This is a genomic window from Streptomyces yangpuensis (genome assembly GCF_024666385.1).
GTDB classification, from domain to species: Bacteria; Actinomycetota; Actinomycetes; order Streptomycetales; family Streptomycetaceae; genus Streptomyces; species Streptomyces yangpuensis.
The window spans coordinates 313,267-336,144 of record NZ_CP102514.1; the positions used below are offsets into that span (position 1 = coordinate 313,267).

A 22,878-nucleotide genomic window follows, 5' to 3' on the forward strand; every position below is an offset into this window, starting at 1 on the left:
TCGATCACTCCGGGACGCGGCACATCCGGAATCCGGGGGACGGGAGGTGCCGGGATTCCCGACGGTGTCCGGCCCGAACTCACGTTCCCCGCGCGGTGTTTCGGAACCGCTCGGATGCCGACGCCCGCTCCGGGTAGACGAACCGGCAGAGGACGGCACAAAGAAGGAGAAGAGGTGAGGACAGTGGCGGTCAAGGCAGTGGGCTGGGCCCGTTCGTTCCCGATTTCGGAAGGCGTCCGGGCGGCACGGAAGTGGACGTCGGAGCACCTGGCGACCCTGCCGTGGAACGCCTCGGCGGCCGACACCGTGCACTCCGTGCTGCTCTGCGTCTCCGAACTGGTCACCAACGCCCACCTGCACGCGGCATGCACCGCGCACCTGGTGCTGACCTGGGACGGCCGCTGCCTCCACGTCAGCGTCGCCGACGCCGATCCGCGGCTGCCCCACGCCAGGACCCCCGAGGGCGACGGGAGTGCCACCTCCGGCCGCGGGCTGGGCATCGTCACCGCGCTGGCCGACTCCCTGGACGTCCACGCGTGCCACGGCGGCAAGGCGATCACCGCCTGCTTCCGGCCCGCGGGCGGACCGGACCCGCACGGAGGCGCCCCGTGCACCGGCTGAGCCGGTCTCGGGCGGCGGCCCCCCTGCTCGCACGCCGGTGCACGCCGGTTCACGCCGCGAGTGCGTCCTCGACGCTCGTGTGCAGGGAGAGGACGGTGTCGGCGCCGGTCACGGCGAAGAGCCGGCGCAACTGCTCGCCCGGGGCGGCGATGCGCAGCCCGGTGAGGTGGTGCAGCCGCAGCAGCAGGTTCAGGAACGAGGAGTCCCCGAAGGTGATGGAGCCGGCGTCCAGAACCACCCGCGCGTGCCGGCCGGCGGCCGCGACGAGCGCCGCCTCCAGCGGCTTCAGCGTGTCCTGGTCCAACTCCCCGTGGGCCGCCACCACCCAGCCGTCGCCCGCCGGGTAGCCCTCCCCCACCACGCCCGGCTGGTACGCGTCCCCGAAACCGCCCATGTCCGCCTCCACGGATCGCCGTCTGTTCGTCCTCGTCAAGGGAGTATGCCTGCTCACGGCAGTCGCACTGCGCCCCCGGGCCGGCCGGGCACCCCGGCGGCCGTCCGGTACGCGCCACGCGGAACGGTCCGTGGAACGAGCTGCGGAAAACGAAGTCGCACTCGGGTGTGTGGAAACGGAAAGTCGGGGCATGAGCGCCTCGGCAGCCGCAGTCAATCGGGAGGGAGCGGCCAACCATGTCTCGCTCGGCCACCGTTGTAGGCCCCGTTCGTACAACCGACGCGCACGTTCCGGTCCGTGACCGGGAGGACCCGGGAGTACCGGCACGGGACGAGGACCTTTCCCGGGTGGAGAACGCCCGTGAGATGGCGCCCGGCGACGCGCGCGAGCTGTCGCGGCACTTCTTCCGGCGGCTGCAGGCTCTGGAGGAGGGCACGCGCGAGTACCAGTACACACGCAACACCCTGATCGAGATGAACCTCTCCCTCGTGCAGTTCGCCGCACGGCGCTTCCGGGCCCGCGTGCTCGGCGGCGGCCTCGACATGGACGACATCATCCAGGTGGGAACCATCGGCCTGATCAAGGCCATCGACCGCTACGACCTCGACCGCGAGGTCGAGTTCTCCACGCTCGCCCTGCCGTACATCATCGGCGAGATCAAGCGGTACTTCCGTGACACCACCTGGGCCGTGCACGTCCCCCGCCGGCTGCAGGAACTCCGTACGGAACTCGCCAAGGCCCAGGAGACGCTGACCGACGACCTCGGGCGGGCGCCGACGGTCAAGGAGGTCGCCCGGCACCTGGAACTGTCCGAGGACGAGGTCATCGACGGGCTGGTGGCCGCGAACGGCTACACCAGCGGCTCCCTGGACGCGGCGAGCGCCGACGACGACGCGCCGTCCACCTCGAGCCGGACGTCCCGGCCGCTGGCGGAACGCCTGGGCGACGTGGACCCCGCCATGGAACTCTTCGAGGACTTCCACACCCTCGCGCCCCTGCTGGAGCAGCTCGGCGAACGCGACCGGCGCATCCTGCAGATGCGCTTCGGTGAGGACCGGACACAGGCCGAGATCGGCGCCGAGCTGGGCATCTCCCAGATGCAGGTGTCCCGCCTGCTGTCCCGGACCCTGGCACGGCTGCGCACCGGCATGCTGACGGTGTAGGCAGCACACACCATGACGCCGAGTACGGGCGCGCCGGCGCCGCTGACCGCCCTGCCGCTGCCGGGCCGCGCCGGCGCGCGCCTGTGCGGCAGCTGCGACCTCGACACCCGGCAGGCCCTGTCCACCGCCCTCGGCGTCGTGGCCGGGATCCCCGGCCCCGTCGTGCACCTCGACCTGTCCGCCGTCGTCTTCCTCGACCCGACCGCGGTCGCCGCCCTCGTACAGGCGTCGGCGGACCTCGGCGGGCAGGGACGGCGCCTGCTCCTCCACGACGCGCCGTACTCGCTCCGCAAGGTAGTGGAGATGTTCCCGGACGAGTGCGCCGCGCTGGAGGTCGCAGCATGACCGCTGTTCCTGCGCCCGCCGGGCCGGGGGCCTTCATCCATCCCGCCCTGTTCTACCGGGATCTCACCGAGTACCTGTCGGGGGTGGGCGACTTCGTGCGCGCCGCGCTGGCGGCCGACGAGCCGGTGCTCGTCGCCGTACCGGGACCGCGCCTGGACGCCCTGCGCGAGAGCCTCGGTACGGGCGGTGAGGCCGGAATCACCTGGACGGACATGACGGAGCTCGGCCGCAATCCCGGCCGGGTCCTGGCCGCACTCCAGGAGTTCGCCGACCGGCACGCGGGCCGGGCGGCCCGGATCGTCGGCGAACCGATCTGGCCGGGCCGCTCCCCCGCCGAGGTGCTGGAGGCCACCCGCCACGAGGCCCTCGTCAACACCGCCTTCGCCGGCCGGCCCGCCACGGTCCTGTGCCCGTACGACGTGGTCGGGCTGGCGCCCGGCGTGGTGAGCGACGCCCGGCGCACCCACCCCACCTCCATCGAGCGGGGCCGGGATCTGCCGAGCCCGGCCTACGCCGACGCCTCGGCGCTCTCGGCGGACCTGGACCGCCCGCTGCCCGAGCCCGCCGGCCCGGTGGGCCGGCTCGCCTACTCCCACGGAGGACTGGCGGAGGTGCGCGAGTACGCCGAGGAGTGGGCCCGCGGCACCGCCCTGTCCCCGGCCCGGCGCGGCGACCTGATCATGGCGATCAGCGAGGCCGCGGCGAACTCCCTCGCCCACGGCGGCGGGAAGGGCACGCTGCGCCTGTGGACCGTCGGCGGGCCCGCGGCGCAGGAGCCGGGGCCCGTCACGGGAGGCCCTGCGGGGCCCGTCGCCGGAGTCATCGCCGAGATCCACGACGGCGGGCTCCTCGCCGACCCGCTGGCGGGGCGGCGCCGACCCTCACTCGCCTCGTCCGACGGCGGCCGCGGGCTGTGGATGATCCACCAGCTCTGCGACCTGGTGGAGGTCCGCGCCACGGAGGGCGGCTTCACGCTGCGGCTGCATCTGGCCACGCGCTGAGAGCGGCCGTCGCCTACAATGTCACCCGCTTGCCAAGGCGGCCACGAGTCCTCGGCGGTGCGTGGGCGGTCCCGTACATCGATCGTGCCCGCGCCGGGCATACGCCTGTGACAGAGATCAGTGTCAACGCGGGGGTGAGAGAGCTCAGTGGAGACCGTCGGAACGGAAACGGGTGATCCTGTGAGTGTCGGCCTTCCCGCAGCGGGTCAGCGCCGCCGGCTCGCCCTGTCGGGCGTCCGTGGCTCCGTGGCCAAGGGCCGCGACTTCACGCGCCAGGCCCTGCGGGACTGGGGCTGGGACGGAACCGAGACCGCCGAGGACACCCTGCTCCTCGTGTCCGAGCTGCTGACCAACGCGTCACTGCACGCGGACGGCTGCCACGAGCTCGTGCTCACAGCCGGGAAGGTGCTGCGCATCGAGGTGTGGGACGGCACGACGACGCTCCCCCGCCGCGACCCCGCACCGCGGCGCGGTGTCCCGGGCGGCCACGGCCTCCACATAGTGGAGCGCCTCTCCGACCGCTGGGGCACGGATGTCCACGCGGGCGGGAAGGCCGTCTGGGCCGAGATCGAGGTCGCCCGTCTGGTGTCCGGCAGGCCCACGGGACGGTAGCCGGCGCCGGTCCCCGTCGCGCCGCCGCCGGCCGCCCGTGGTGGAGCCGCGTTCACGGGGTATCCGCGGTACATGGAATCCTCTTCGGAACGGCCGGGTCGCTCGCTGCGCCCGATGTGGGGACGGATCGCCGCCGGCCTGGTGGTGATCGTGGTGCTGATCGTGTTGGTGGAACGCTTCAGCCTGGTTCCCGGGTTCGGCGGCATCCTCGGCGAGGACACCCGTGACCGTTCGGGTCCCGCGCTGCTCAAGTCGGTCCAGGACATGGACCGTTACGAGGCGGCCGTCGGCAACTTCCAGGTCGTCGTGGACCTGGAGAAGGACGCGGCCTTCCTGCCGGACGCGATCCGCGGAACCCGCACCCTGTACGTGGGCGCCGGGACGGTCGGCGGGTACGTCGACTTGGGCGGGCTGGACGAGCGCAGCGTCACCGTGAACGAGGACCGTACGGAGGCCTCGCTCCGGCTGCCGCACGCGGTGCTCGGCCAGGCGGCCCTCGACCCGAACCGCTCGTACGCCGTGTCGAAGCAGCGGGGTCTCCTGGACCGGATCGGTGATCTCTTCTCCGACAACCCGGCCGGCGAGCAGGCCGTGCAGAAGCTCGCCGCGCAGCACATCGACGAGGCTGCCCGCGCCAGCGGCCTCGCCGACCGCGCCGAGAAGAACACCACGTCGATGCTGGAAGGCCTGCTGCGTTCCCTGGGCTTCCGCAAGGTGACGATCACCTACGCCTGAACGGCCGCGCGGCTCCGGTCAGATGTCGGACGGTGGGGCCGCCGCGAGGACGAAGGCGTGGCCCGCCGGATCCGCGTAGCGGCGCAGGGTCGTGCGGTTGTCCGGGCGGGTGCCGTCCTCCTCGGCGGCCACCGGGCGCGCGCCGAGGGCGACGGCCTCGCGCTCGGCCTCGTCGAGGGCGTCCTGCGCCACCAGGATCCGCAGGTGGACCGGCTGGGAGCCCTCCGGCAGCGGCCAGCTCGGCGGTGTGTGCAGCGGATCGCGGCGGACGCCGAGCAGCGCGCCGGCGCCGCCCGTGACGAGGAACAGGTCGCCGTCTTCCGCGGCCGGGCCGGCCGTCGCGCCGAGCAGGTCCGCGTAGAAGCGGGCCAGGGGCTCGGGGTCGGCGCAGTCCAGGACGATCACGCTCGTCTTGAGTACGGTCATGCACCCGCGTGTGCCCTGCGTCGTCGGCCGTACACGCGCCGTGCGGGTGGTGCATGGCGCTCCCGGGGCCGGGTAGCCGCGCCTTCGGGACGTCCGGACGGACGCCGCCACCCGCAGCGACAGGAAGGGGTGCGCATGTCGCACGTCGAGGAGTACGTCGAGGTCAACGTTCCGGTACGTACGGCCTACAACCAGTGGACGCAGTTCGAGCAGTTCCCCGCCTTCATGGAGGGCGTCGAGCGCATCGACCAGCGCGGCGACACGCTCACGCACTGGGTGACGAACGTGAACGGGGTGCGGCGCGAGTTCGACGCGCAGATCACCGAGCAGGTCCCGGACCGGCGCGTCGCGTGGATGACGGTCGACGGTGAGGCCCGTCAGGCCGGGCTCGTCACCTTCCAGCCGATCGACGCGACCACCACCAAGGTCGTCCTGCACATGAACTGGGTGCCCGACGGCCTGGCCGAGGCCGCGGCCGACAAGCTCGGCTTCGTCAAACGGCAGGTCACGGGTGACCTGAAGCGGTTCAAGCTGTTCATCGAATCGCGCGGGGTCGAGACGGGCGCCTGGCGCGGCGAGGTCTGATCACGATGAGCGGCGGCGAGGCGGTGAGCAGGGGAACCAGGGCCGCGTCGAGCGGCGGCACGCTCCGCGAGGTCACGGCGCGCACCGGGCTGGTGGCGCGCGGGGTGCTGTACGGGCTGATCGGCGTGCTGGCCGTACGCGTCGCCTTCGGTGGCGACGGCGGCCGGGAGGCCGACCGGCAGGGTGCCCTCCAGGAACTTTCGGACAAGCCCCTCGGCTCCGTCCTCATCTGGGCCGTCGGCATCGGCTTGGTGTGCCTGGTGCTGTGGCAGCTGTCGGAGGCCGTGTTCGGCGCGGCCGGACCGGACGGCGACAAGCCCACCAAACGCCTCGCCTCGGCGGGCCGCTGCGTGTTCTACGCGGTGGCGGCCTTCTCCGTCCTCGTGTTCGCCTCGGGCGGCGGCGGGCGTTCCGGGGACGAGCAGTCCCGGGACATGACGGCGAAGGCCTTGGAGCTGCCCGCCGGCCAGTGGCTGGTGGGCGCCGTCGGGCTCGGGGTCGCCGTCGCGGGCGTGGTCATCGCGGTGCAGGCGGCGCGGTGCCGCTTCCGTAAGCACCTCGCCATGGGCGGTGCCTCGCGCGGGACGCGCAAGGGGGTCGACTTCCTCGGGGTGAGCGGCGGGCTGGCCCGCGGCGCGGTGTTCGCGGCGGCCGGCGGCTTCGCCGTGTACGCGGCACTGCGCTACGACCCGGGTCAGGCCAAGGGGCTCGACGACACCCTGAGGTCGTTCGCCCTCACCCCGGCGGGACCCTGGCTGCTGCTGGCGGTGGCCGTCGGGCTGGTGCTCTTCGGGGCGTTCTCCTGGGCGATGGCCCGGTGGCGCGAGGTGTGATTCGTCCGCTCCGCAAGAGGGACACCAGCCGGAGGACGGACCCCTGGCCCGAGGTCGAGCAACCACTCCTCGACCTCGGGCCAGGGGTCGTGTCACGCCGGGCGGGGGGCGACAGCCACCGCTGTCGACGGTGGGGGTGCGGTACTCGCTCACGAGTCATGAAGGACGGCGGTGCCACCAGTGCCTGCGGCGGGGGTGGACGGCGCGGCCCAGCCGCAGGCCGATCAGGAGATAACCGAGCAGCGCGCCGGCCGTGTTGAGAATGACGTCGTCGATGTCGAAGACACGTCCGGTGACGAGGGCGCCCTGGATCAGTTCCACCAGGGTCATCAGGCACACGGTCACCGCGGCGACGCGCAGCAGTCCGCGGGCGGGGGGCAGCAGGACGGGCAGGAGCACGCCGAAGGGCACGCCGAGCAGCAGGTTGCCGCCCAGTTGGCGGGCCGCTTCGAGGGTCGACGCGTGCTTCAGGTAGGCGTCGATCGAGCGGCCCGGCTGAAGATTGCTGTGTACGAGGGCCGCCGAGGCGGCCGACGGTTCCAGCGTCAGCCGGGCCAGGACCACGCTGAACAGGACGGTTCCGGCGAAGGCGGCCAGCATCGCCAGGGCCCGTACGACCGGGTGGGTCGGGCGGGCGGGGCGGGCCGGGGCGCCCGGGCGGGCCTGGGTGCTCGGGCCGGCCGGGCCGCTCTTCGTCCCGGCGGGCCGCCGCACGGCTTTCTGCGGCTCTTCGTCGCGTCGTCGCGCGCAACTCCACGTCATGGGGGCGCGTGTACCCGGCCGACGGACCGGTACGCGGGTGCCTCACGGGCGGATGGGCGCATGGGCACGGCCCCGGGAGGGCACGCGCTCGGGGTGACCGACATTCCCCGCACCGCATCACCTCGAGGCGGTCCGCCCGCCGACAACGCCGACACCACCACCACAGCCACGGCCACGGCCACCGCCAGGGCGGCGGCCCTCGCGGCGCGCACCCGCGCCGAGTTGCGGCGTACGGCGGTCCGCGTCTGGACCGACAACCTGGCCGACCACGCGGCCGCCCTGACCTACTACGCCCTCCTCGCGCTGCTGCCCGCGCTCGTCATCGCCGTGTCCCTCGTGGGGCTGCTGGGCGGGGCCCGGCGGGCCCGGCTCATCGCCGAGCTGACCGCGTACGCTCCCCCGCAGTCGGCCCAGGTGCTCCGCGAGGCGCTGGGCGGCCTGCCCGAGGGGCATTCGTCGATGTGGGCGCTGCTGCTCGGCGGGGTGGTGAGCGCGCTGTGGTCGGCGTGCAGCTACCTGGCGGTGTTCCGCCGCGCCCTGCACACGATGCACGGGGTGCCGGACACGCGGCGTCCGCTGCGTGCCGCGCACACGCTGGTCGTCCATGCGGGGCTGCTGCTGGTCCTGCTCGTCGTCGGTGCGGTGGGGCTGGTGGTGTCCGGGCCACCGGCCCGGTGGTTCGCCCGGGTCGTCGGTGGCGGCGGCCCGGAAGCCGTGGCGCTGCTGCGCTGGCCCGTGCTGCTGGTGGTCGTGACCCTGCTGGTGCTGGTCCTCTTCCGGACGGGCCCGGCGCAGAGCCGGGGCACGCGGCGGGGCCTGCCCGGCGGCGTACTGGCGGCCCTGCTGTGGCTGGCGGCCTCGGGGCTCTTCACGCTGTACACGCAACTGGACACCTACGGGCGGCTGTACGGGTCGCTCGCCGGGATCGTGGTCTTCGTGGTCTGGCTCTGGTTCGCCAACCTGGCGCTGGTCACCGGCGCCCAGTTCAACGCCGAGCGGGCACGGGGGCGGGTGGCCGGGCCGCGGGCCTGAGGCCCCGCGGCCCGACCGCCCCTGAGCATTACTTCGTGCGCCGGGCCCGTCGGGCACGGCGGGCGAGCACGGCCGCGGTCAGTACGCCGACGGCCGTGGTCAGCGCGGTGCGGTTGGCCCGTGCCAGAGTCGCGGCCCGGCCGGCCCCGGCCCGCACGGGGTCGAGCCTGCGGTGCCCGGCGAACCGGCCGGCGCGGGCGGCGGTCTCCCGTACCCGGGTCGCGGTGCGGAGCGCCCCGGCCAGGACCGGATCGGGGGTCTTGTCCTCCACGAGACGACCGACGTGCACAGCCGTGTCCCGGAGCCGGCCGGTCGCGCGGGTGACGTGCCCCCGGAGTACCGCCGGGGCGGGGACGGACTTGTCGTTCGCGTGCGGTATCAGCGTCATGGGGCTGTTCTCTCCTCGGAGTCGTAGGCGTCGGAGTGTCTGCTGCGCGGGTACCCGGCAACAGGCCGATCACGCGCGCGGACCCGGAGAGCCCGAGAAGCCCGGAGAGCCCCAGGAGCCGGAGGAGCCCCCGGGGAGACGGTCCGTCAGCCGGCCGTGCCCGGCAGGATCTCCTTGGCCTTGGCCAGGGCGAAACCCCATGCCTGGCCGACGGTCGGCTTGGCGGGGACGGCGATCTCGTCGGGGTTGGTCAGTACGTCCAGCAGGACGGGCCCCGGCGTCGCGAACGCCTTGCGCACGCCGTCGTGCAGGCTGTCCGGTTCGGTGACGCGAACGCCCGTGAACCCGAGGGCGGTGGCGACGGCGGCGAAGTCGGGATTGTCGAGACCGGTGCCGAACTCGGGCAGCCCGGCCTGTTCCTGTTCGAGTTCGACCATGCCCAGACGGCGGTTGTCGAAGAGGACGATCTTCACGGGCAGCCGGTACGAGGCGATCGTCATGAGGTCGCCCAGCAGCATGCTCAGGCCGCCGTCGCCGCACAGGGCGACGACCTGCCGTTCGGGCGCCCAGAGTTGTGCCCCGAGGGCCTGCGGCATGGCGTTGGCCATGGACCCGAGGTTGTAGGAGCCGATCAGGCGCCGGCCGCCGCTCATGGTGACGAAGCGGGAGAGCCAGACGGTGGCCATGCCGGTGTCGGAGGTGAAGACGGCGTCGTCGGCGGCGTACGTGTCCACAGCGGCGGCCAGGGCTTCGGGGCGGATGGCGTGGTCCCGGTTGTCCAGGGCTGCCCGCAGCCTGCCGGACGGGCGCCGGTCGTGCGCCGGGTCGGCCAGCCGGAGCTGTCCTTCCCGCCACTTCGCGAACCGGTCGCGTGTATCGGCCAGATGGTCCCGGTCGGGCACCTGGTCCAGCAGCGGCAGCAGGGCCCGCAGCGTCGCCCCGACGTCTCCGGCCAGGCCCACGTCCACGGGTACCCGCCGCCCCAGGTGCTCCTCGCGGACGTCGATCTGGACGACCTTGCAGTCCTTCGGGTACCAGTCGCGGTAGGGGAAGTCGGTGCCCAGCATGAGCAGGGCGTCGCCGTGGTCGAGGGCGTGCGCGGCGGCGGGGTTGCCGATCAGGCCGGTCTGGCCGACCTCGTAGGCGTTGTCGTCCTCGAAGCCCTCCTTCGCCTTGAGGGTGAGCACCATGGGCGCGGCGAGCCGCTCCGCGGTGCGGAGCACGTCGCCGCGGGCGTCGCGGGCTCCGCGGCCGACCAGCAGGGTGACGCGCGAGGCGGCGTTCAGGAGGTCGGCGGCCTCGGCGAGGGCCGTGTCGTCCGGGCGGGTGACGGCCCGGCCCAGCGCGAACCGGGCGGGCCGGTCCTCGCCGAGCTCCTGGTCGCCCAGGTCCGCGGGCACGGTGAGCACCGCCACTCCGCCCCGGCCGACGGCCGCGCGGACGGCGGATTCCAGCATGCGGGGCATCTGGTCCGGCGAGGTGACGGTGGCCCGGTAGACGGCCACGTCACGGAAGAGGAGGTCGTTGTCGACCTCCTGGAAGTAGTCGCCCGCCATCTCGGCGAGGGGCACCTGCCCGCAGATCGCGAGGACCGGGGCACGGCTCTTGGCCGCGTCGTACAGCCCGTTGAGAAGGTGTACGGAGCCCGGCCCGACCGTGCCCGCGCACACCCCGAGGACGCCCGAGAGCTGGGACTGGGCACCGGCGGCGAAGGCGGCGGCCTCCTCGTGCCGGCAGCCGACCCAGTCCAGGCCGTCGGTGGTGCGGATCGCGTCGGTCAGTGGGTTCAGGGCGTCTCCGACGACGCCGAAGACGTGCCGGACACCCAGGTCCTTCAGTGCCTCGACGATGACGTGGGCGACGGTGCGTGCCATGGGTCGGTCCTCCGGTGGTGAGGGGGTCAGTGGGCGAAGCGGTCCGGGTCGGCCGCCTCCCAGTCGGATGCCCAGTCGGCCGGTGCGGATGCGAGGAGTTGTCCGGGGGTGAGCCAGGAGTGGAGTTCGGCGTAGGAGCGGACGGTGTGCGGGTCCACGCGTTGGAGCAGCATGTGGGGGCGCAGGCCGCTCGGACCCTCGACCCCCAGCGAGGCCATGATCTGCAGGGCGCTCTTGACGGTGGCCTCCTGGTAGCGCCGTACGCGCTGCGACTTGTCGGGGACGTCGACCGCGCGGGCGCGCCGCTCGTCCTGGGTGGCGACGCCGACGGGACAGGTGTTGGTGTGGCAGCGCTGGGCCTGGATGCAGCCGACCGCGAACATCATGGCGCGGCCGGCGTTGGTGTAGTCGGCTCCCTGGAGGAGCCGTTTGACGAGGTCGCTGCCGGTGGCGACCTTGCCGCTGGCCCCGACCCGGATCCGGTCGCGCAGTCCGGTGCCCACGAGGGCGTTGTGCACGGTCATCAGGCCCTCGCCGAGCGGCAGGCCGACGTTGTCCACGAACTCCAGCGGCGCGGCGCCCGTGCCGCCCTCCGCGCCGTCGACGACGATGAAGTCCGGGGTGCTGCCCTCCTCCAGCATGGCCTTGCAGACGGCGAGGAACTCGCGGCGCGAGCCGAGGCACAGTTTGAAGCCGACGGGTTTGCCGTCGGCGAGCTCGCGCATCCGCGCCAGGAAGCGCACCAGTTCGCGCGGGGTGGAGTACACGCGGTGGTAGGGCGGCGAGATGACGGTCTTGCCCTGCGGGACCCCGCGGACCCGGGCGATCTCCGCGTTGACCTTGGCGGCGGGCAGGACGCCGCCGATGCCCGGCTTCGCGCCCTGACTGATCTTCAGGGATACGCATTTCACCTGCTCTCGGGCGGCTTTTTCGGCGAACTGCCGCTCGTCGAAACCGCCGTCGGCCGTCCTGCAGCCGAAGTACCCGGTGCCGATCTCCCATATGAGGTCCCCGCCGGGGCGCAGGTGGTACGGCGACAGGCCGCCCTCTCCGGTGTCGTGGGCGAAGCCGCCGAGCCGGGCGCCGGTGTTGAGTGCGAGTACGGCCTGGGCCGAGAGCGAGCCGAAGCTCATCGCCGACACGTTCAGCAGGGCCATGTCGTAGGGCCGGGCGCAGTCGGGTCCGCCTACGCGGACGCGGGGCGGGGTGGTGCGTACCGGCCGGGGGGCCATGGACGGGGTGAGGTACTCGCGGCCCGGCTGGTAGAGGTCGAGCTCGCTGCCGAAGGGCTCCTCCGAGTCGGTGCCCTTGGCGCGCTCGTAGACGAGGTCGCGGGTGTCGCGGTCGAAGGGGCGGCCGTCGAAGTTCCGCTCGATGAAGTACTGCTGGAGCTCCGGCCGCAGTTTCTCCAGCGCGAAGCGCAGGTGTCCGAGGACCGGGTAGTTGCGCAGGACGGAGTGCCGCCGCTGGACGACGTCGTGGACCGCCGTCGCCGCGAGCAGGAGCAGCGGGGCGGCCGCGGCCCACCACCAGGGGGAGACGAGGAGGGCGGCGGCGCCGGTGGCCGCCGCGAGCGGGCCGAGGACGGCCACCACAAGTAGTTTCAACACATGGCGCGTGTGTCCCGGAGCCGGTCGGCCATGCGGCCGTACGGCGTTACGGCTCCTGCGCGAGGGGCACGGCACGGCCGTGGGCCCGAACTCGGGGAGTTCGGGCCCACGGCCTGGAAGCGGTCGGACTCCGGCCGGTCAGAGCGGCGGGAGGCCGAGACGGGTGGTGGCGTAGTAGGTGCCGAGTTCCTGGTGGTAGTCCTTGTCGCCGAGGTGCTTCTCCCGGTGGAACTCGGGGGCGTCCTTGATCTGGCCCTTGGTGCGGTCCACGTAGACGACCTTCTCCTCGGGGTCGATGCTGACGACGGTGCTCGCCGGCAGCAGGACCTCCTTGCCGAAGATCCAGACCCCGGTGTCCACGACCAGGTAGGCGTCACCGACCTCGTCGGAGTGCTTGTCCACCTTGCCGATGCCGCCGTCGGTCGCCTCGACCTTGTAGCCGGTCAGATCGGTGCCGGCCAGGTGGCCCGAGGTCGACTTGAAACTCCACACATGCTCAGTCACGCGGAAACAACTCCTCCGGTGGACGGGGGACGGCGGGTGACCTGCCGTCCGTCCTTCTTGGTGCGTCGTGCGCGGGGTGTTCCGTTCTCCCCGTGAACTGCGCCTGCCCCGCCTCCGCCGCCTCATGCACGGACGGAATGTCTCGGTCCGCGGGCTCCGCCGCGGCCCGTCCGGCCCGGACCCTATGCTGCGGGGATGATCAAGCCGATTGAACTCGTCATATTCGACTGCGACGGTGTGCTCGTCGACACCGAACGCATCGCGACGCGCGTGCAGGTGGCCTTGGGGGCGGAGCTGGGGTGGCCGCTCACCGAGCGCGACGTGATCGACCTGTTCATCGGGCGGTCCGACGCCTCCGTGCGCGAGCTGATCGCCGCCCGGCTGGGCGGGACGGCCGCCGACGTCTGGGCGAAGCGGTTCGCGCAGCTCCACCGCGAGGCGGTGGACGCCGGCCTGACCGCCGTCGAGGGACTGCCCGAGGCGCTCGACGCGATCACCCTGCCGACCTGTGTCGCCTCCAGCGGCTCCCACGAGAAGATGCGCCACACCCTGGGCCGCACCGGGCTCCACGCCCGCTTCGCGGGGCGCATCTTCAGCGCCACCGAGGTCGCCCGCGGCAAGCCGGCCCCGGACCTGTTCCTGTACGCGGCGCAGCGCATGGGCGTCGATCCGGCGGCCTGTGCGGTGGTCGAGGACAGCCGTCCGGGGGTGGAGGCGGCCCGCGCCGCCGGGATGCGGGCCTTCGGTTTCGGGGGCGGCATGACCCCGCCCGAGCGGCTCGAAGGTCCGGGAACCCAGGTGTTCCACGACATGCGGGAGCTGCCCGCTCTGCTCGCGGCGGGGTGACGGCGTCCGCCCGGCCGCAGTCCGGCCGGCCTGGCCGGCGCCTGGCCGGCGTACGCCCGTCACGGCCTTTGAGCAGGGCTTCGCGGCCTTTCCTCTAGAGTGCTTCCGGCCCCCTTCGCGCCCGCGGTCCGCCCCGCGGCGCGAGCCGAACTGTCCGCGGGCCCGACCGAGGAGCAATCGTGACCGATCAGGCGTCCATATCGCTGCAGCAGGAGATCGCCCGGGACCTCCAGGTGAGCGCGTCCTTCGACGCCCACGAGGAGATCGAGCGCCGCGTGGCCTTCCTCGCCGACCGGCTGCTCTCGACGGGTCTGCGCTCGCTGGTCCTCGGCATCAGCGGCGGTGTGGACTCCACCACCGCGGGCCGGCTGTGCCAGCTCGCGGTCGAGCGGGTGCGCGCGGCCGGGCAGGAGGCGGCGTTCTTCGCGATGCGGCTGCCGTACGGAGTCCAGGCGGACGAGTCGGACGCGCAGCTGGCGCTGGAGTTCATCCGGCCCGACCAGGTCCTCACCGTCGATGTGAAGGCGTCGAGCGACGCCGCGCTGGAGGCGGTCCTGGCCGGCGGCACGGTCTTCCGTGACGCGCACCACCAGGACTTCGTGCACGGCAACATCAAGGCCCGTCAGCGCATGATCGCCCAGTACGCGGTGGCGGGCGCGCACGCGGGTCTCGTGGTGGGCACGGACCATGCCGCCGAGGCGGTGTCCGGCTTCTTCACGAAGTTCGGCGACGGCGCGGCCGACGTGGTCCCGCTGACGGGCCTGACCAAGCGCCGGGTCCGGGCCACGGCGGAGGCGCTGGGCGCGCCGTCCTCGCTGATCTGGAAGACTCCGACCGCGGACCTGGAGACGCTGAAGCCGGGTCTGGCCGACGAGGAGGCGCTCGGCGTCACCTACGACGACATCGACGACGTCCTGGAGGGCGAGCCCGTCGACCCGGCCGCGCTCGACATCATCGTGGGCCGCTACCGGGCGACCGAGCACAAGCGGCAGCTCCCGATCGCCCCCTGACCGGCCCTCGCGGGGCGGCGGACGGCCGCCCCGCGAGGCACTCAGGCGGAGGTGGACAGGATGGTGTCCTCCGGCCTGCGGACCGTGGGCCGGGTGCTGCCGGCGACGATCAGCGCGAGTAAGACGGCGGCCGCCTCGCTCTGCAGGATCCGTGCCGCCTGCTTCAGCCGGCCCGGATCGGGGACGGGGATGGACAGGGCCACGCATTCCGGATTGGGGCCGGCGGTGATCGGCACCGCCGCGCACACCGTGCCGAGGGCGTACTCCTGGAGGTCGAGCAGGGGCGTGCCGGGCGGGCGCTCGTCGAGTTGCCGGAAGAGCACGTGCCGGCTGGTGAGGGTGTGCGGGGTGAAGGGCGCGAGCCGGTGGCGGGCCAGGTGGTCGCGCCGGTCGTCGTGGTCGAGCTGGGCCAGCAGTGCCTTGCCCACCGCGGAGGCGTGGGCGGCGACCCGGAAATCGACCCACTCCTCGACCACGGGTGCGGCCGGACCGTCCGCGTACTGCGTGATGGCGACCTCGCCGTCGGTGTAGCGGGCGACGTAGACGGCGGCTCCGACCGCGTCCCGCAGCCAGGCCAGTGTCTCGCGCAGATGTCCGCGGCCGTCCGCGCCGTCCGTCTCGCCCAGCAGCAGGGCGTGGCCGGCGACGTAGGCGTCCGGTCCGACCGGCGTGGCCAGGCTCGCGCGGACCAGTTGCTCCACGGCCCGGGCCAGGACCAGTTGCGGCAGCTTCGTCTCACGGGCGATCTGTGTCAGGTTCACACCGCTCGAACAGCGGTTGACGACCTCCAGGACGCGCAGCGCCTGGTGAACGGATTCCAGCGCCGCCGGGGCCGGGCGTCCCTCGGGGGACGTACGGGCCGCGGGCGGCTGCGGCTGTTTCAGCGCTTCGAGCGACCACCCGTTCGCCTGCTCCGTGAGGTGCAGAGGGTTGAGCCGGGCGTTCTGCGCGACGGCCACGGCGACCTGCGGACCGGGGGTGAAGACCTCCCCGAGGTCGGGGTGCTCCTTGCGGGGACGCGCCATGAGGGCCTGCCGCAGTCGTGCCGGGAGCCGCAGGGGCGGCCTGGCCAGGCCCGGTCCGCCGGTCAGGGAGCTGAGGTCCTGGGTTGTGATGGGCGGGGACGTCCAGATGACCGAGGCTGCGAGGGCCTCTTCGAGGTCGTGCGGGACCTGCGGCAGGGGCGGCAGGTGGTCGTCCGGCGGCAGGGCGTCGGCCTGGCACTTCCAGTACTGGGCGGTCGCGACCTCGGCGCGCGCCAGGTGGTGGAGGTAGAGACAGCGGGCGGCGGTCTGCGAGCCCGCCCCGGCCGCGTACTGGAACCAGAACTGCGCGCCCTCCGTCCGGTCGGCGAGGTGCAGCAGGCAGCCGAAGAGCAGCGCCGAGTCCGCGCCGTGCGGCCAGGAGTCGACGGCCAGGGCGAGTTCGGCGAAGTCCCGGCTCTCCACGAGGCACCAGGTCACGTCGTCCAGGCCGCGGGCGGCCCGCACGTGGCAGGCCGCGTCGAGGACCAGGTCGTCGGTCGCGTCCGGATCGGCCGGTCCGCACGCGGGGGCGGCGGGCGTCCCGGAGGGCTCTCCCGGCGGCGCCGAGCGGGCGCGGTCACCGGCGATCCGGCGGGCGATGCGGCGCCGGGCCGCGCCCTCGTCGTATCCGGCGTACTCCTCCGCGAGCACCGTCGCGTCCGCCAGGGACGCGTCCAGTTCACACAGCGGCATGTCGTGGTGGCGTGGCAGGTCGCTCACTGGTCCTTCTCCTCTCCGGGGATCCAGTCCACCCCGAGCTTGCGGGACAGGGTTCGGCGTGCGCCGCGGATGTGCGACCGGACGGTGGCGGGCGAGATCCCCATCATCCGGGCGACCGTGTCGCAGTCGTTTCCCAGCAGGAAGGCCAGCAGCACCACGTCGTACTGCCGCTCGGACAGACCCGCGATCGCCGCGTACAGCCCGAGTTTGGACTCCAGCAGCTCCAGCCGTTCCCGTGAGGAGCGGCGCAGCGCCGCGAACCAGGCCGTCTCCACCATGGCCACCTGCCTGCCCAGCACAGCCAGCCTCCGCTCCACGTGTTCGCGCAGCACCGCCCAGGCGAAACCGTGCAGGCTCGCCTCCTTCAGCGCCTGCCGCCACACCTTGAGCAGGAAGGTGAACACGTCGTCGACGACTTCTTCGGCGTCTTTGGGGTTCCCCAACTGCAGGTGGGCGTAGCGCAGGTAGGCTCGGTGCTGCTGGGAATGGAAAGCGGTGAACTCCACCGGCAGCACACCGGCGAGTTCACTGGAGACCGCCCGGTCTCCTGATGGGTCGAATTCCCCTTCGTTCATACGCTCCCCCACAGCTGTCCCTCGCCGCCCGTCGGAATGGCGGTGAACCGGCGGGGGCGGGGGCGGGCGCCGGTGACTTCGGGGCGGCGGCCGGCGGATGGCTCGCCGGCTTCTCTCTCCGCCCCCGGACCCGGCAGGCGCACGCGTGCCCGGAACACATCGATGGCGACAACGCTGACCACGATGGTGACCAACAACGCAAGGGCGACCGTATCGACGGCATTCACGTCGGAGTGAACCTTCCCGGTGGATGGGACGCAGCCGGCTGCCTGCCCCCGCACCAGCAGCCGCGGAGCGACGGGCGCTCCCACTCATCACCCCATCGGAAACCGGGCCCGATCGTGCAAGCCGGTCCTCGGAAATCCCGGGAACGAAGCGCATTCACTTCCCCGTGCGCCCCTGGCCCCCCGCGCACGCCCCCGGCCGGCGGGCAGCTCATCGCACCGGTCACGGCACCGCGGAATGTCAGTAACGTGGTCGGCCGGGACGGCCCGGCGCGGGGCACGGGCGGTCGTTCGACAGCGGGCGGTCAGGAGGCGGTTGTGCGGGGCGGAACGGTTGCGGTGATCGGCGGGAGCATCGCCGGCTGCGCGGTCGCCACGGCGCTCGCGCGGGCGGGCGCCGGGCAGGTCGTGGTCCTGGAGCGGACCGGAGGCCGGCTGGAGGACCGGGGCGTCGGGCTGTGCGTGCACGACGAACGGGCCGTCGAACTCCGGGCGAGCGGCGCCCTGCCCGAAGGGATCGCCGCACATCCGCTGCGGCGGCGCCGCTGGGTGGTCCGCGACGACGCCGAGGGGCCGGGCGGACGGCTGATCTGGCAGCAGCCGTTCCCCTTCCATTCCTACCACTGGGGACTGCTCTGGCGCGGACTGCGGGAGTCCGTGCCCGCCACGGTGGTCTACCGGCAGGGCGAGGCGGTGACCGCCGTCGAAGCCGCGGGTACGGGTACGGGTACCTCTGCCGCCGAGGGTGACCGCGCCCGGGTGCGGCTCGCGGGCGGTTCCGTGGAGCGGTACGACCTGGTGGTGGGCGCGGACGGCTACCGCTCCGTGGTGCGCGCGGCGCTGTGCGCCGACTCCCGGCCGCATTACGCGGGGTACGTGTGCTGGCGCGGGAACGTCGACGCGGCGCGCCTCGACGAACTCGGCGGCCTCGCCGACCCGTTCCCGGAGGCGGTGACCACGGTCTGTTTCCCCGGCGGCACCTGCGTCGTCTACCGCATCCCCGGGCCCGGCGGCCCCCGGGTGAACTGGGTGCTGTACGCCGCTCCCCCGCCGGACGGGCGGCTGCGCCTCGACGACCCCACGAGCTTCCCCCCGGGTGCGCTGACTCCGGGGCTCGCGGAACACCTCGACGCGTTGCTGGAGCGGGAGTTCCCGCCGTACTGGCGGCGGGCGCTCGCGCTGACGGACCCGGCGGACACCTTCGTCCAGCCCATCTACGACCTGGAGGCTGCCCGCACCGCCGGCGGGCGCCTGCTGCTCGCCGGGGACGCCGCGAGCGTCGTGCGCCCGCACAACACGAGTGGTGCCGCCAAGGCCCTCCAGGACGCGACCGCCCTCGCGGACGGCTGGCGCCGCTCGGACTCCTTCGAGGAGCTGCTGGACGGCTACCACCGGGCCCGCGGGGCCGCCGGCCGGGAGCTGGTCTCGCTGGCCCGCCGGCTGGGCCGGGCCCAGGTGGAGCGGACCCCTGCCTGGGCGGCCATGGACGGCGACGGGATGGCCGCCTGGTGGCGGGGCCAGCTCGACGGGGCCCCCGGGATCGGGGGCCGCGCGATGGCCCCGTAAGCGGTGCCGACGGTGCCGGGGTTATCCGCCGAGGGTGGTGTTGCCGGTGATCGTGCCGTCCGTACCGGACACCGTGACGGCGTGCCGGACCCCGTCGGGGCCGAGGACCACGGCCAGCCAGGCGCCCCCGCCGCCGTCCTGGGCGACCGCGCGCAGGCTCTCCACCTTCCCGCCCTGCACGGCCGCGGCGGCCTTGTCGGCCGCGTCGCCGATGGACAGGGAGGGCAGCGGCGCGGGTGCCTGGGCACGCTTGCCGGGACCGTCGCGCCGCTCGGACCGGCCCGGAAGACCGGGGAGTCCGGGGGCGTCGGGGTGGACCAGCCGCTCCCGCCCCGCGGGGCCGTCCTCCCCGCCGGGTCCCTTCCGCGCACGCTCGCCCCCGGGCGCCCCATGCGGCCCCCGCTCGGCCCACCCCTCGTGGCCGGGTCCGAAGCGGAACATGTGCGCACCCCGGTCGGCGCGCACGTGGTGGTCGTGGTGCTCGGCCACGGCGACCGCCGTGACCCCGGCGCCCACGACCACCACGGCCGCGCCCGCCGCGACCCATCGGGCGCGCCTGCTGCGGGGCACCAGCCGGGACAGCACCACCCGATCGCGCTTGCGGGCGGCGGCCTGCGGCGCGGTCTCGGGCAGCTGCTCGGACGGCGGCGGAACGGATTCAGACATACGGCTACTCCTCCGGGCAGCCGGGCGCGGTGCCCGGCTCGTCCCAGAGCATGCTGAGGGGATGCTGAAGCCCAGCTGAAGGCACCTGAAGACCTCTTCAGCCGGGCGTCGGCCCGGCCTGCGATGCTGTGCGGCATGCGCGTACTGGTGGTGGAGGACGAACGACGGCTCGCCGTGGCCCTGCAACGGGGTCTGCAGTCGGAGGGGTTCTCGGTGGACGTGGCCCACGACGGGGCCCAGGGCCTGTGGATGGCCACCGAGCACGACTACGACCTGATCGTCCTCGACATCATGCTTCCCGGGCTGAACGGCTACCGGGTCTGCGCGAAGCTGCGCGCGGCCGGCAACGAGTCGGGGATCCTGATGCTCACGGCCAAGGACGGCGAGTACGACGAGGCGGAGGCCCTGGACACCGGGGCCGACGACTTCCTGTCCAAGCCGTTCTCCTATCTGGTGCTGGTCGCCCGGCTGCGAGCACTCGGCCGGCGTACGGGTGGTGGCCGGCGCCCGCAGGTGATGCGGTTCGGCGACCTGCTGATCGATCCGGCCCGGCACACGTGCTCCCGCGGCGGTACGGAGATCCGGCTGACCGCCAGGGAGTTCGCGATACTCGAGTACCTGGGCCGCCGCTCCGGCGAGGTGGTCTCCAAGCGGGACATCCTGGAGCAGGTGTGGGACACCGCCTTCGACGGTGACCCCAACGTCGTCGAGGTCCACGTCAGTGCGGTCCGCCGCAAGGTCGACGCCCCCTTCGGCCGGGCCGCGCTGGAGACCGTACGGGGCGCCGGGTACCGGCTGGCGGCCGACGGTGGCTGAATCCGCCGGGCCCTGCCGCCTCTCCGGGCGCCGGGGTGAGCTGCTGCGCCGGCTCCCGGGCGCCGTCCTCGACCGGTGGCCGCTGCTGCGCCGGCTCCGGCCCACCACGGTCCGGGCGCGGGCCACGGTGGGTGCGGGGCTGGTGGTGGCCGCGGCTCTGGCGCTCGCCTCGTTCGCCCTGCTCGGGCTGCTGGAGGCCAATCTGCTGCGCAACGCGGAGAACGACGCCCGCCGGCAGGCCGAGACCGTGGCGGAGCTCGCCGCCACCGGCAGGCTCGGCCGGGCCCGTCCGCCGGGCCGCGCCGTCGAGTTCGTGCAGGTGGTGAGCGCGGACGGGCGGGTGCTGTTCTCCAGCCCGAACCTCATCGGGATGCCCGCCCTCCCGCCGGCCCCGCCCGAGACGCCGGGGCCGCGGCTGCACACCTGGCGGGTCCGTCCGGTCGACGGCGACCACCGGCAGCGGGTCGTGCAGGTCGTCACGCAGACACCGGACGGACCGGCCACCGTCTACGCCGGCGCCTCGCTGCGGGACGCGGACGCGGCTGACGACACCACCACCGCCGCGCTGGTCATCGGCATGCCGCTGCTCCTGGCCACCGTCGTCCTGGTGACCTGGCGGGTGACAGGGCACGCGCTCCGTCCGGTGGAGGCGATCCGCGCCGAGGTCGCCGGGATCTCCGACCGGGACCTGCACCGCCGGGTGCCGGTTCCCGCGACCCGGGACGAGGTCGCCCGGCTCGCGGAGACCATGAACGCCACGCTGGACCGGCTGGAGGCGTCCGGTATCCGCCAGCGGCAGTTCATCGCCGACGCGTCCCACGAACTGCGCAGCCCCATCACCGTCCTGCGCACGCAGTTGGAGGTGGCGCTGGCCGTCCGGGACCCGGAGTTGTGGCCCGAACTGATCGGTGGCGCCCTGGAGGACATCGAGCGGCTCCAGCACCTCGCGGGGGATCTGCTGCTGCTCGCCCGGATCGACGCGGCCCAGCCCGTGGCGGCCGTGCCGCTGGACCTGGGTGCCCTGGTACGCGAGGTGCTGGAGGCCCGGCTCGGCGACCGGGTGCCCGTACGGGCGGACCTGGCCGCCGGTGTCGAGGTCACCGGCGGCGCCCTGTGGCTCGGCCGTGTCGTCACCAACCTGGTCGACAACGCTCAGCGGTACGCCCGGGACGGCGTGGACGTCACGCTGCGGACCACCGGCGGCGGCGCGGTGGAGCCTGCCGCCGTGCTGGAGGTCGTCGACGACGGGCCGGGGATCCCCGCGGGCGACCGGGAGCGGGTCTTCGAACGGTTCGCACGGCTCGACGACTCGCGCAGCCGCGACCACGGCGGGGCCGGCCTGGGCCTGGCCATCGCGCGTGACCTGAGTACGCACCACGGCGGAACGCTGACGGCGGAGGACTGCGCGAGCGGCGCCCGGCTGGTGCTCAGACTGCCGTTGACGCCCCGGGCCTGACGGCCCGGTCCGACGGCCCGGGGCCGCGGGCAGGACGTACGCGGCAAGCGGTGCGGCCGTTCAGCGGGTCTGGCGGTGCCGGCCGTGCTTGTGCGGGTGACCGGTCGTCAGCAGGACGAGGGCCAGGCCGAGGGGCAGCAGGAACAGCAGGAGGAAAGTCATGTGGCGCTTGTGCCCGGCCTGCGGCCTTCGACACGGGTGACCACTCGTCCGGCGGCCCGGCAACCGGGTTCCGCCGGCGGCGGCCGCCCCCTGGCGGACACCACCACGCCTCTTCCGCGGGCCGGTTCCTGACCGGGGCCCCGTTCGGACGAGCTTCCAGGGACCCCTATAGTTAGGTAACCCTAACCGGGGTCTCGTGCGTGCTCCGCACCCGTCGGGCCCCACCGAACAGAAACCGGAACCCGTATGAGACCCGAGTCCACCGTCCTCGCCTCCTCGCGCGCCGACGTCCTGACCGAGACCGTCGAGGGGTTCGGCACGGTCCGCTTCACGCCGGTCGATCCTGTCGCGGACTCCGCCGTGCTGCACTCGTGGGTCGTCGAGGAGCGCGCACAGTTCTGGGGCATGAACGGTGCCAGCCGGGAACTGGTCCAGGAGATCTACGAGGACGTGGACCGCCGCGACACCCACCACGCGTTCATGGTGCGGCTGGACGACGAGCCGGTGGCGCTCTTCCAGACATACCAGCCGTCCGAGGACCGGATCAGCGAGTGCTACCCGGTGCGGGAGGGCGACATCGGCGTGCACCTGATGCTGGCTCCGGCGGCCGGCCGGCCCCGGCCCGGGTTCAGCCGGACCCTGATCGGGTCGCTCATCCGGTTCACCTTCCGCGACCCGGCCGTCCTGCGCGCGGTGGCCGAGCCCGACGCCCTCAACGAGAAGGCCGTCGCCCTGATGGGCCGGCTCGACTTCGTCCGGCAGGGCGAGATCACCCTCCCGGAGATCGACCTGCCCGAGGTGTACCTCCCCGAGAAGCGGGCCGTCCTCGCCTTCCTGGACCGCCCCGCCGTGCTCCCGGCCGCCGTGGCGGTCACCACCTCGTAGGGATGCCGGACCGATCGGGCCGTGCCGGCAGGTCCGGCCCGA

General features: G+C 73.6%; 26 protein-coding genes. 15 read left to right on the plus strand and 11 right to left on the minus strand.

All coding sequences use genetic code 11. The features are described from left to right. The first annotated feature begins 183 nt into the window (after window positions 1-183). Window positions 184-621 carry an ATP-binding protein gene (locus NRK68_RS01525; RefSeq protein ID WP_257857736.1) on the plus strand — a complete coding sequence of 146 codons (438 nt, stop codon included), beginning with the start codon at window positions 184-186 and terminating at the stop codon, window positions 619-621. 49 nt (window positions 622-670) lie between these two features. Here the strand turns inward: NRK68_RS01525 and NRK68_RS01530 are convergent, their stop codons facing one another. Continuing rightward, entirely contained in the window at window positions 671-1,015 is a 345-nt protein-coding gene (locus NRK68_RS01530) for an STAS domain-containing protein (RefSeq protein ID WP_183066073.1), read from the minus strand. A 236-nt stretch (window positions 1,016-1,251) separates the two neighbouring features. On the opposite strand from NRK68_RS01530, the gene NRK68_RS01535 reads away from it, so the two are divergent. From NRK68_RS01535 to NRK68_RS01555, 5 genes are all read left to right on the plus strand, one after another. After that, window positions 1,252-2,178 (plus strand): SigB/SigF/SigG family RNA polymerase sigma factor, encoded by a 927-nt coding sequence (locus tag NRK68_RS01535; protein WP_183066072.1) that lies wholly within the window; start codon window positions 1,252-1,254, stop codon window positions 2,176-2,178. Window positions 2,179-2,190: 12 nt separating this feature from the next. Then, entirely contained in the window at window positions 2,191-2,523 is a 333-nt protein-coding gene (locus NRK68_RS01540) for an STAS domain-containing protein (RefSeq protein ID WP_183066071.1), read from the plus strand. After that, window positions 2,520-3,524: an anti-sigma factor RsbA family regulatory protein gene (locus NRK68_RS01545; RefSeq protein WP_257854530.1), complete on the plus strand. Its 1,005-nt coding sequence runs from the start codon at window positions 2,520-2,522 to the stop codon at window positions 3,522-3,524. The genes NRK68_RS01540 and NRK68_RS01545 overlap by 4 nt, the downstream gene beginning before the upstream one ends. Window positions 3,525-3,704: 180 nt before the next feature. Continuing rightward, window positions 3,705-4,136: an ATP-binding protein gene (locus NRK68_RS01550; RefSeq protein WP_257854533.1), complete on the plus strand. Its 432-nt coding sequence runs from the start codon at window positions 3,705-3,707 to the stop codon at window positions 4,134-4,136. 72 nt (window positions 4,137-4,208) lie between these two features. After that, on the plus strand, window positions 4,209-4,871 hold the full coding sequence (locus NRK68_RS01555; protein WP_257854534.1) for a DUF4230 domain-containing protein: 663 nt from the start codon (window positions 4,209-4,211) through the stop codon (window positions 4,869-4,871). A gap of 18 nt (window positions 4,872-4,889) precedes the next feature. Here NRK68_RS01555 and NRK68_RS01560 read toward each other — a convergent pair whose 3' ends face one another. Further along, entirely contained in the window at window positions 4,890-5,297 is a 408-nt protein-coding gene (locus tag NRK68_RS01560) for a VOC family protein (protein ID WP_183066067.1), read from the minus strand. A 135-nt stretch (window positions 5,298-5,432) separates the two neighbouring features. Here NRK68_RS01560 and NRK68_RS01565 point away from each other — a divergent pair, with 135 nt between their 5' ends. Together NRK68_RS01565 and NRK68_RS01570 are read left to right on the plus strand one after the other, a co-directional pair. After that, window positions 5,433-5,882 (plus strand): SRPBCC family protein, encoded by a 450-nt coding sequence (locus tag NRK68_RS01565; protein ID WP_183066066.1) that lies wholly within the window; start codon window positions 5,433-5,435, stop codon window positions 5,880-5,882. 5 nt (window positions 5,883-5,887) lie between these two features. After that, window positions 5,888-6,715 carry a DUF1206 domain-containing protein gene (locus NRK68_RS01570; protein ID WP_183066065.1) on the plus strand — a complete coding sequence of 276 codons (828 nt, stop codon included), beginning with the start codon at window positions 5,888-5,890 and terminating at the stop codon, window positions 6,713-6,715. Between the two features lie 156 nt (window positions 6,716-6,871). Here NRK68_RS01570 and NRK68_RS01575 read toward each other — a convergent pair whose 3' ends face one another. After that, window positions 6,872-7,477, minus strand: a complete 606-nt coding sequence (locus NRK68_RS01575; RefSeq protein ID WP_257854537.1) for a VanZ family protein — start codon at window positions 7,475-7,477, stop codon at window positions 6,872-6,874. A gap of 93 nt (window positions 7,478-7,570) precedes the next feature. Here NRK68_RS01575 and NRK68_RS01580 point away from each other — a divergent pair, with 93 nt between their 5' ends. After that, on the plus strand, window positions 7,571-8,509 hold the full coding sequence (locus NRK68_RS01580; RefSeq protein WP_257854538.1) for a YihY/virulence factor BrkB family protein: 939 nt from the start codon (window positions 7,571-7,573) through the stop codon (window positions 8,507-8,509). A gap of 28 nt (window positions 8,510-8,537) precedes the next feature. Here the strand turns inward: NRK68_RS01580 and NRK68_RS01585 are convergent, their stop codons facing one another. The 4 genes from NRK68_RS01585 to NRK68_RS01600 form a co-directional block, all read right to left on the minus strand. Then, entirely contained in the window at window positions 8,538-8,897 is a 360-nt protein-coding gene (locus NRK68_RS01585; RefSeq protein WP_183066063.1) for a hypothetical protein, read from the minus strand. A 146-nt stretch (window positions 8,898-9,043) separates the two neighbouring features. Next, entirely contained in the window at window positions 9,044-10,771 is a 1,728-nt protein-coding gene (locus tag NRK68_RS01590; RefSeq protein WP_257854540.1) for a thiamine pyrophosphate-dependent enzyme, read from the minus strand. A gap of 26 nt (window positions 10,772-10,797) precedes the next feature. Then, window positions 10,798-12,381, minus strand: coding sequence for an FMN-binding glutamate synthase family protein (locus NRK68_RS01595; RefSeq protein WP_373023445.1), 1,584 nt, complete (start codon window positions 12,379-12,381; stop codon window positions 10,798-10,800). Between the two features lie 138 nt (window positions 12,382-12,519). Continuing rightward, on the minus strand, window positions 12,520-12,885 hold the full coding sequence (locus NRK68_RS01600) for a PRC-barrel domain-containing protein (protein WP_183066060.1): 366 nt from the start codon (window positions 12,883-12,885) through the stop codon (window positions 12,520-12,522). 195 nt (window positions 12,886-13,080) lie between these two features. Between NRK68_RS01600 and NRK68_RS01605 the strand changes: the two genes are divergently transcribed. Both NRK68_RS01605 and nadE read left to right on the plus strand, forming a co-directional pair. Beyond that, window positions 13,081-13,731 (plus strand): HAD family hydrolase, encoded by a 651-nt coding sequence (locus tag NRK68_RS01605; RefSeq protein ID WP_183066059.1) that lies wholly within the window; start codon window positions 13,081-13,083, stop codon window positions 13,729-13,731. A gap of 179 nt (window positions 13,732-13,910) precedes the next feature. Next, window positions 13,911-14,741 carry an NAD(+) synthase gene (gene nadE / locus NRK68_RS01610; RefSeq protein ID WP_308296012.1) on the plus strand — a complete coding sequence of 277 codons (831 nt, stop codon included), beginning with the start codon at window positions 13,911-13,913 and terminating at the stop codon, window positions 14,739-14,741. A 41-nt stretch (window positions 14,742-14,782) separates the two neighbouring features. Here the strand turns inward: nadE and NRK68_RS01615 are convergent, their stop codons facing one another. The 3 genes from NRK68_RS01615 to NRK68_RS01625 form a co-directional block, all read right to left on the minus strand. Continuing rightward, on the minus strand, window positions 14,783-15,625 hold the full coding sequence (locus NRK68_RS01615) for an IclR family transcriptional regulator (RefSeq protein ID WP_373024369.1): 843 nt from the start codon (window positions 15,623-15,625) through the stop codon (window positions 14,783-14,785). Between the two features lie 857 nt (window positions 15,626-16,482). After that, window positions 16,483-17,061 (minus strand): RNA polymerase sigma factor, encoded by a 579-nt coding sequence (locus NRK68_RS01620; RefSeq protein ID WP_220818769.1) that lies wholly within the window; start codon window positions 17,059-17,061, stop codon window positions 16,483-16,485. Continuing rightward, window positions 17,058-17,288, minus strand: a complete 231-nt coding sequence (locus tag NRK68_RS01625) for a hypothetical protein (protein WP_257854545.1) — start codon at window positions 17,286-17,288, stop codon at window positions 17,058-17,060. Before NRK68_RS01625 ends, NRK68_RS01620 begins: the two co-directional genes overlap by 4 nt. A 336-nt stretch (window positions 17,289-17,624) precedes the next feature. On the opposite strand from NRK68_RS01625, the gene NRK68_RS01630 reads away from it, so the two are divergent. Continuing rightward, the gene (locus NRK68_RS01630; protein WP_257854546.1) at window positions 17,625-18,851 is read left to right on the plus strand and encodes an FAD-dependent monooxygenase; all 1,227 of its coding nucleotides are present in this window, start codon (window positions 17,625-17,627) and stop codon (window positions 18,849-18,851) included. A 21-nt stretch (window positions 18,852-18,872) separates the two neighbouring features. Here the strand turns inward: NRK68_RS01630 and NRK68_RS01635 are convergent, their stop codons facing one another. Then, the gene (locus NRK68_RS01635; RefSeq protein ID WP_257854547.1) at window positions 18,873-19,517 is read right to left on the minus strand and encodes a hypothetical protein; all 645 of its coding nucleotides are present in this window, start codon (window positions 19,515-19,517) and stop codon (window positions 18,873-18,875) included. A 135-nt stretch (window positions 19,518-19,652) separates the two neighbouring features. Between NRK68_RS01635 and NRK68_RS01640 the strand changes: the two genes are divergently transcribed. From NRK68_RS01640 to NRK68_RS01650, 3 genes are all read left to right on the plus strand, one after another. After that, entirely contained in the window at window positions 19,653-20,333 is a 681-nt protein-coding gene (locus NRK68_RS01640; RefSeq protein ID WP_183066056.1) for a response regulator transcription factor, read from the plus strand. 85 nt (window positions 20,334-20,418) lie between these two features. Continuing rightward, complete coding sequence (locus NRK68_RS01645; RefSeq protein WP_257857741.1) at window positions 20,419-21,789, plus strand: sensor histidine kinase; 1,371 nt, start codon at window positions 20,419-20,421, stop codon at window positions 21,787-21,789. Between the two features lie 408 nt (window positions 21,790-22,197). Beyond that, window positions 22,198-22,836: a GNAT family N-acetyltransferase gene (locus NRK68_RS01650; protein WP_257854548.1), complete on the plus strand. Its 639-nt coding sequence runs from the start codon at window positions 22,198-22,200 to the stop codon at window positions 22,834-22,836. Window positions 22,837-22,878 lie beyond the last annotated feature (42 nt).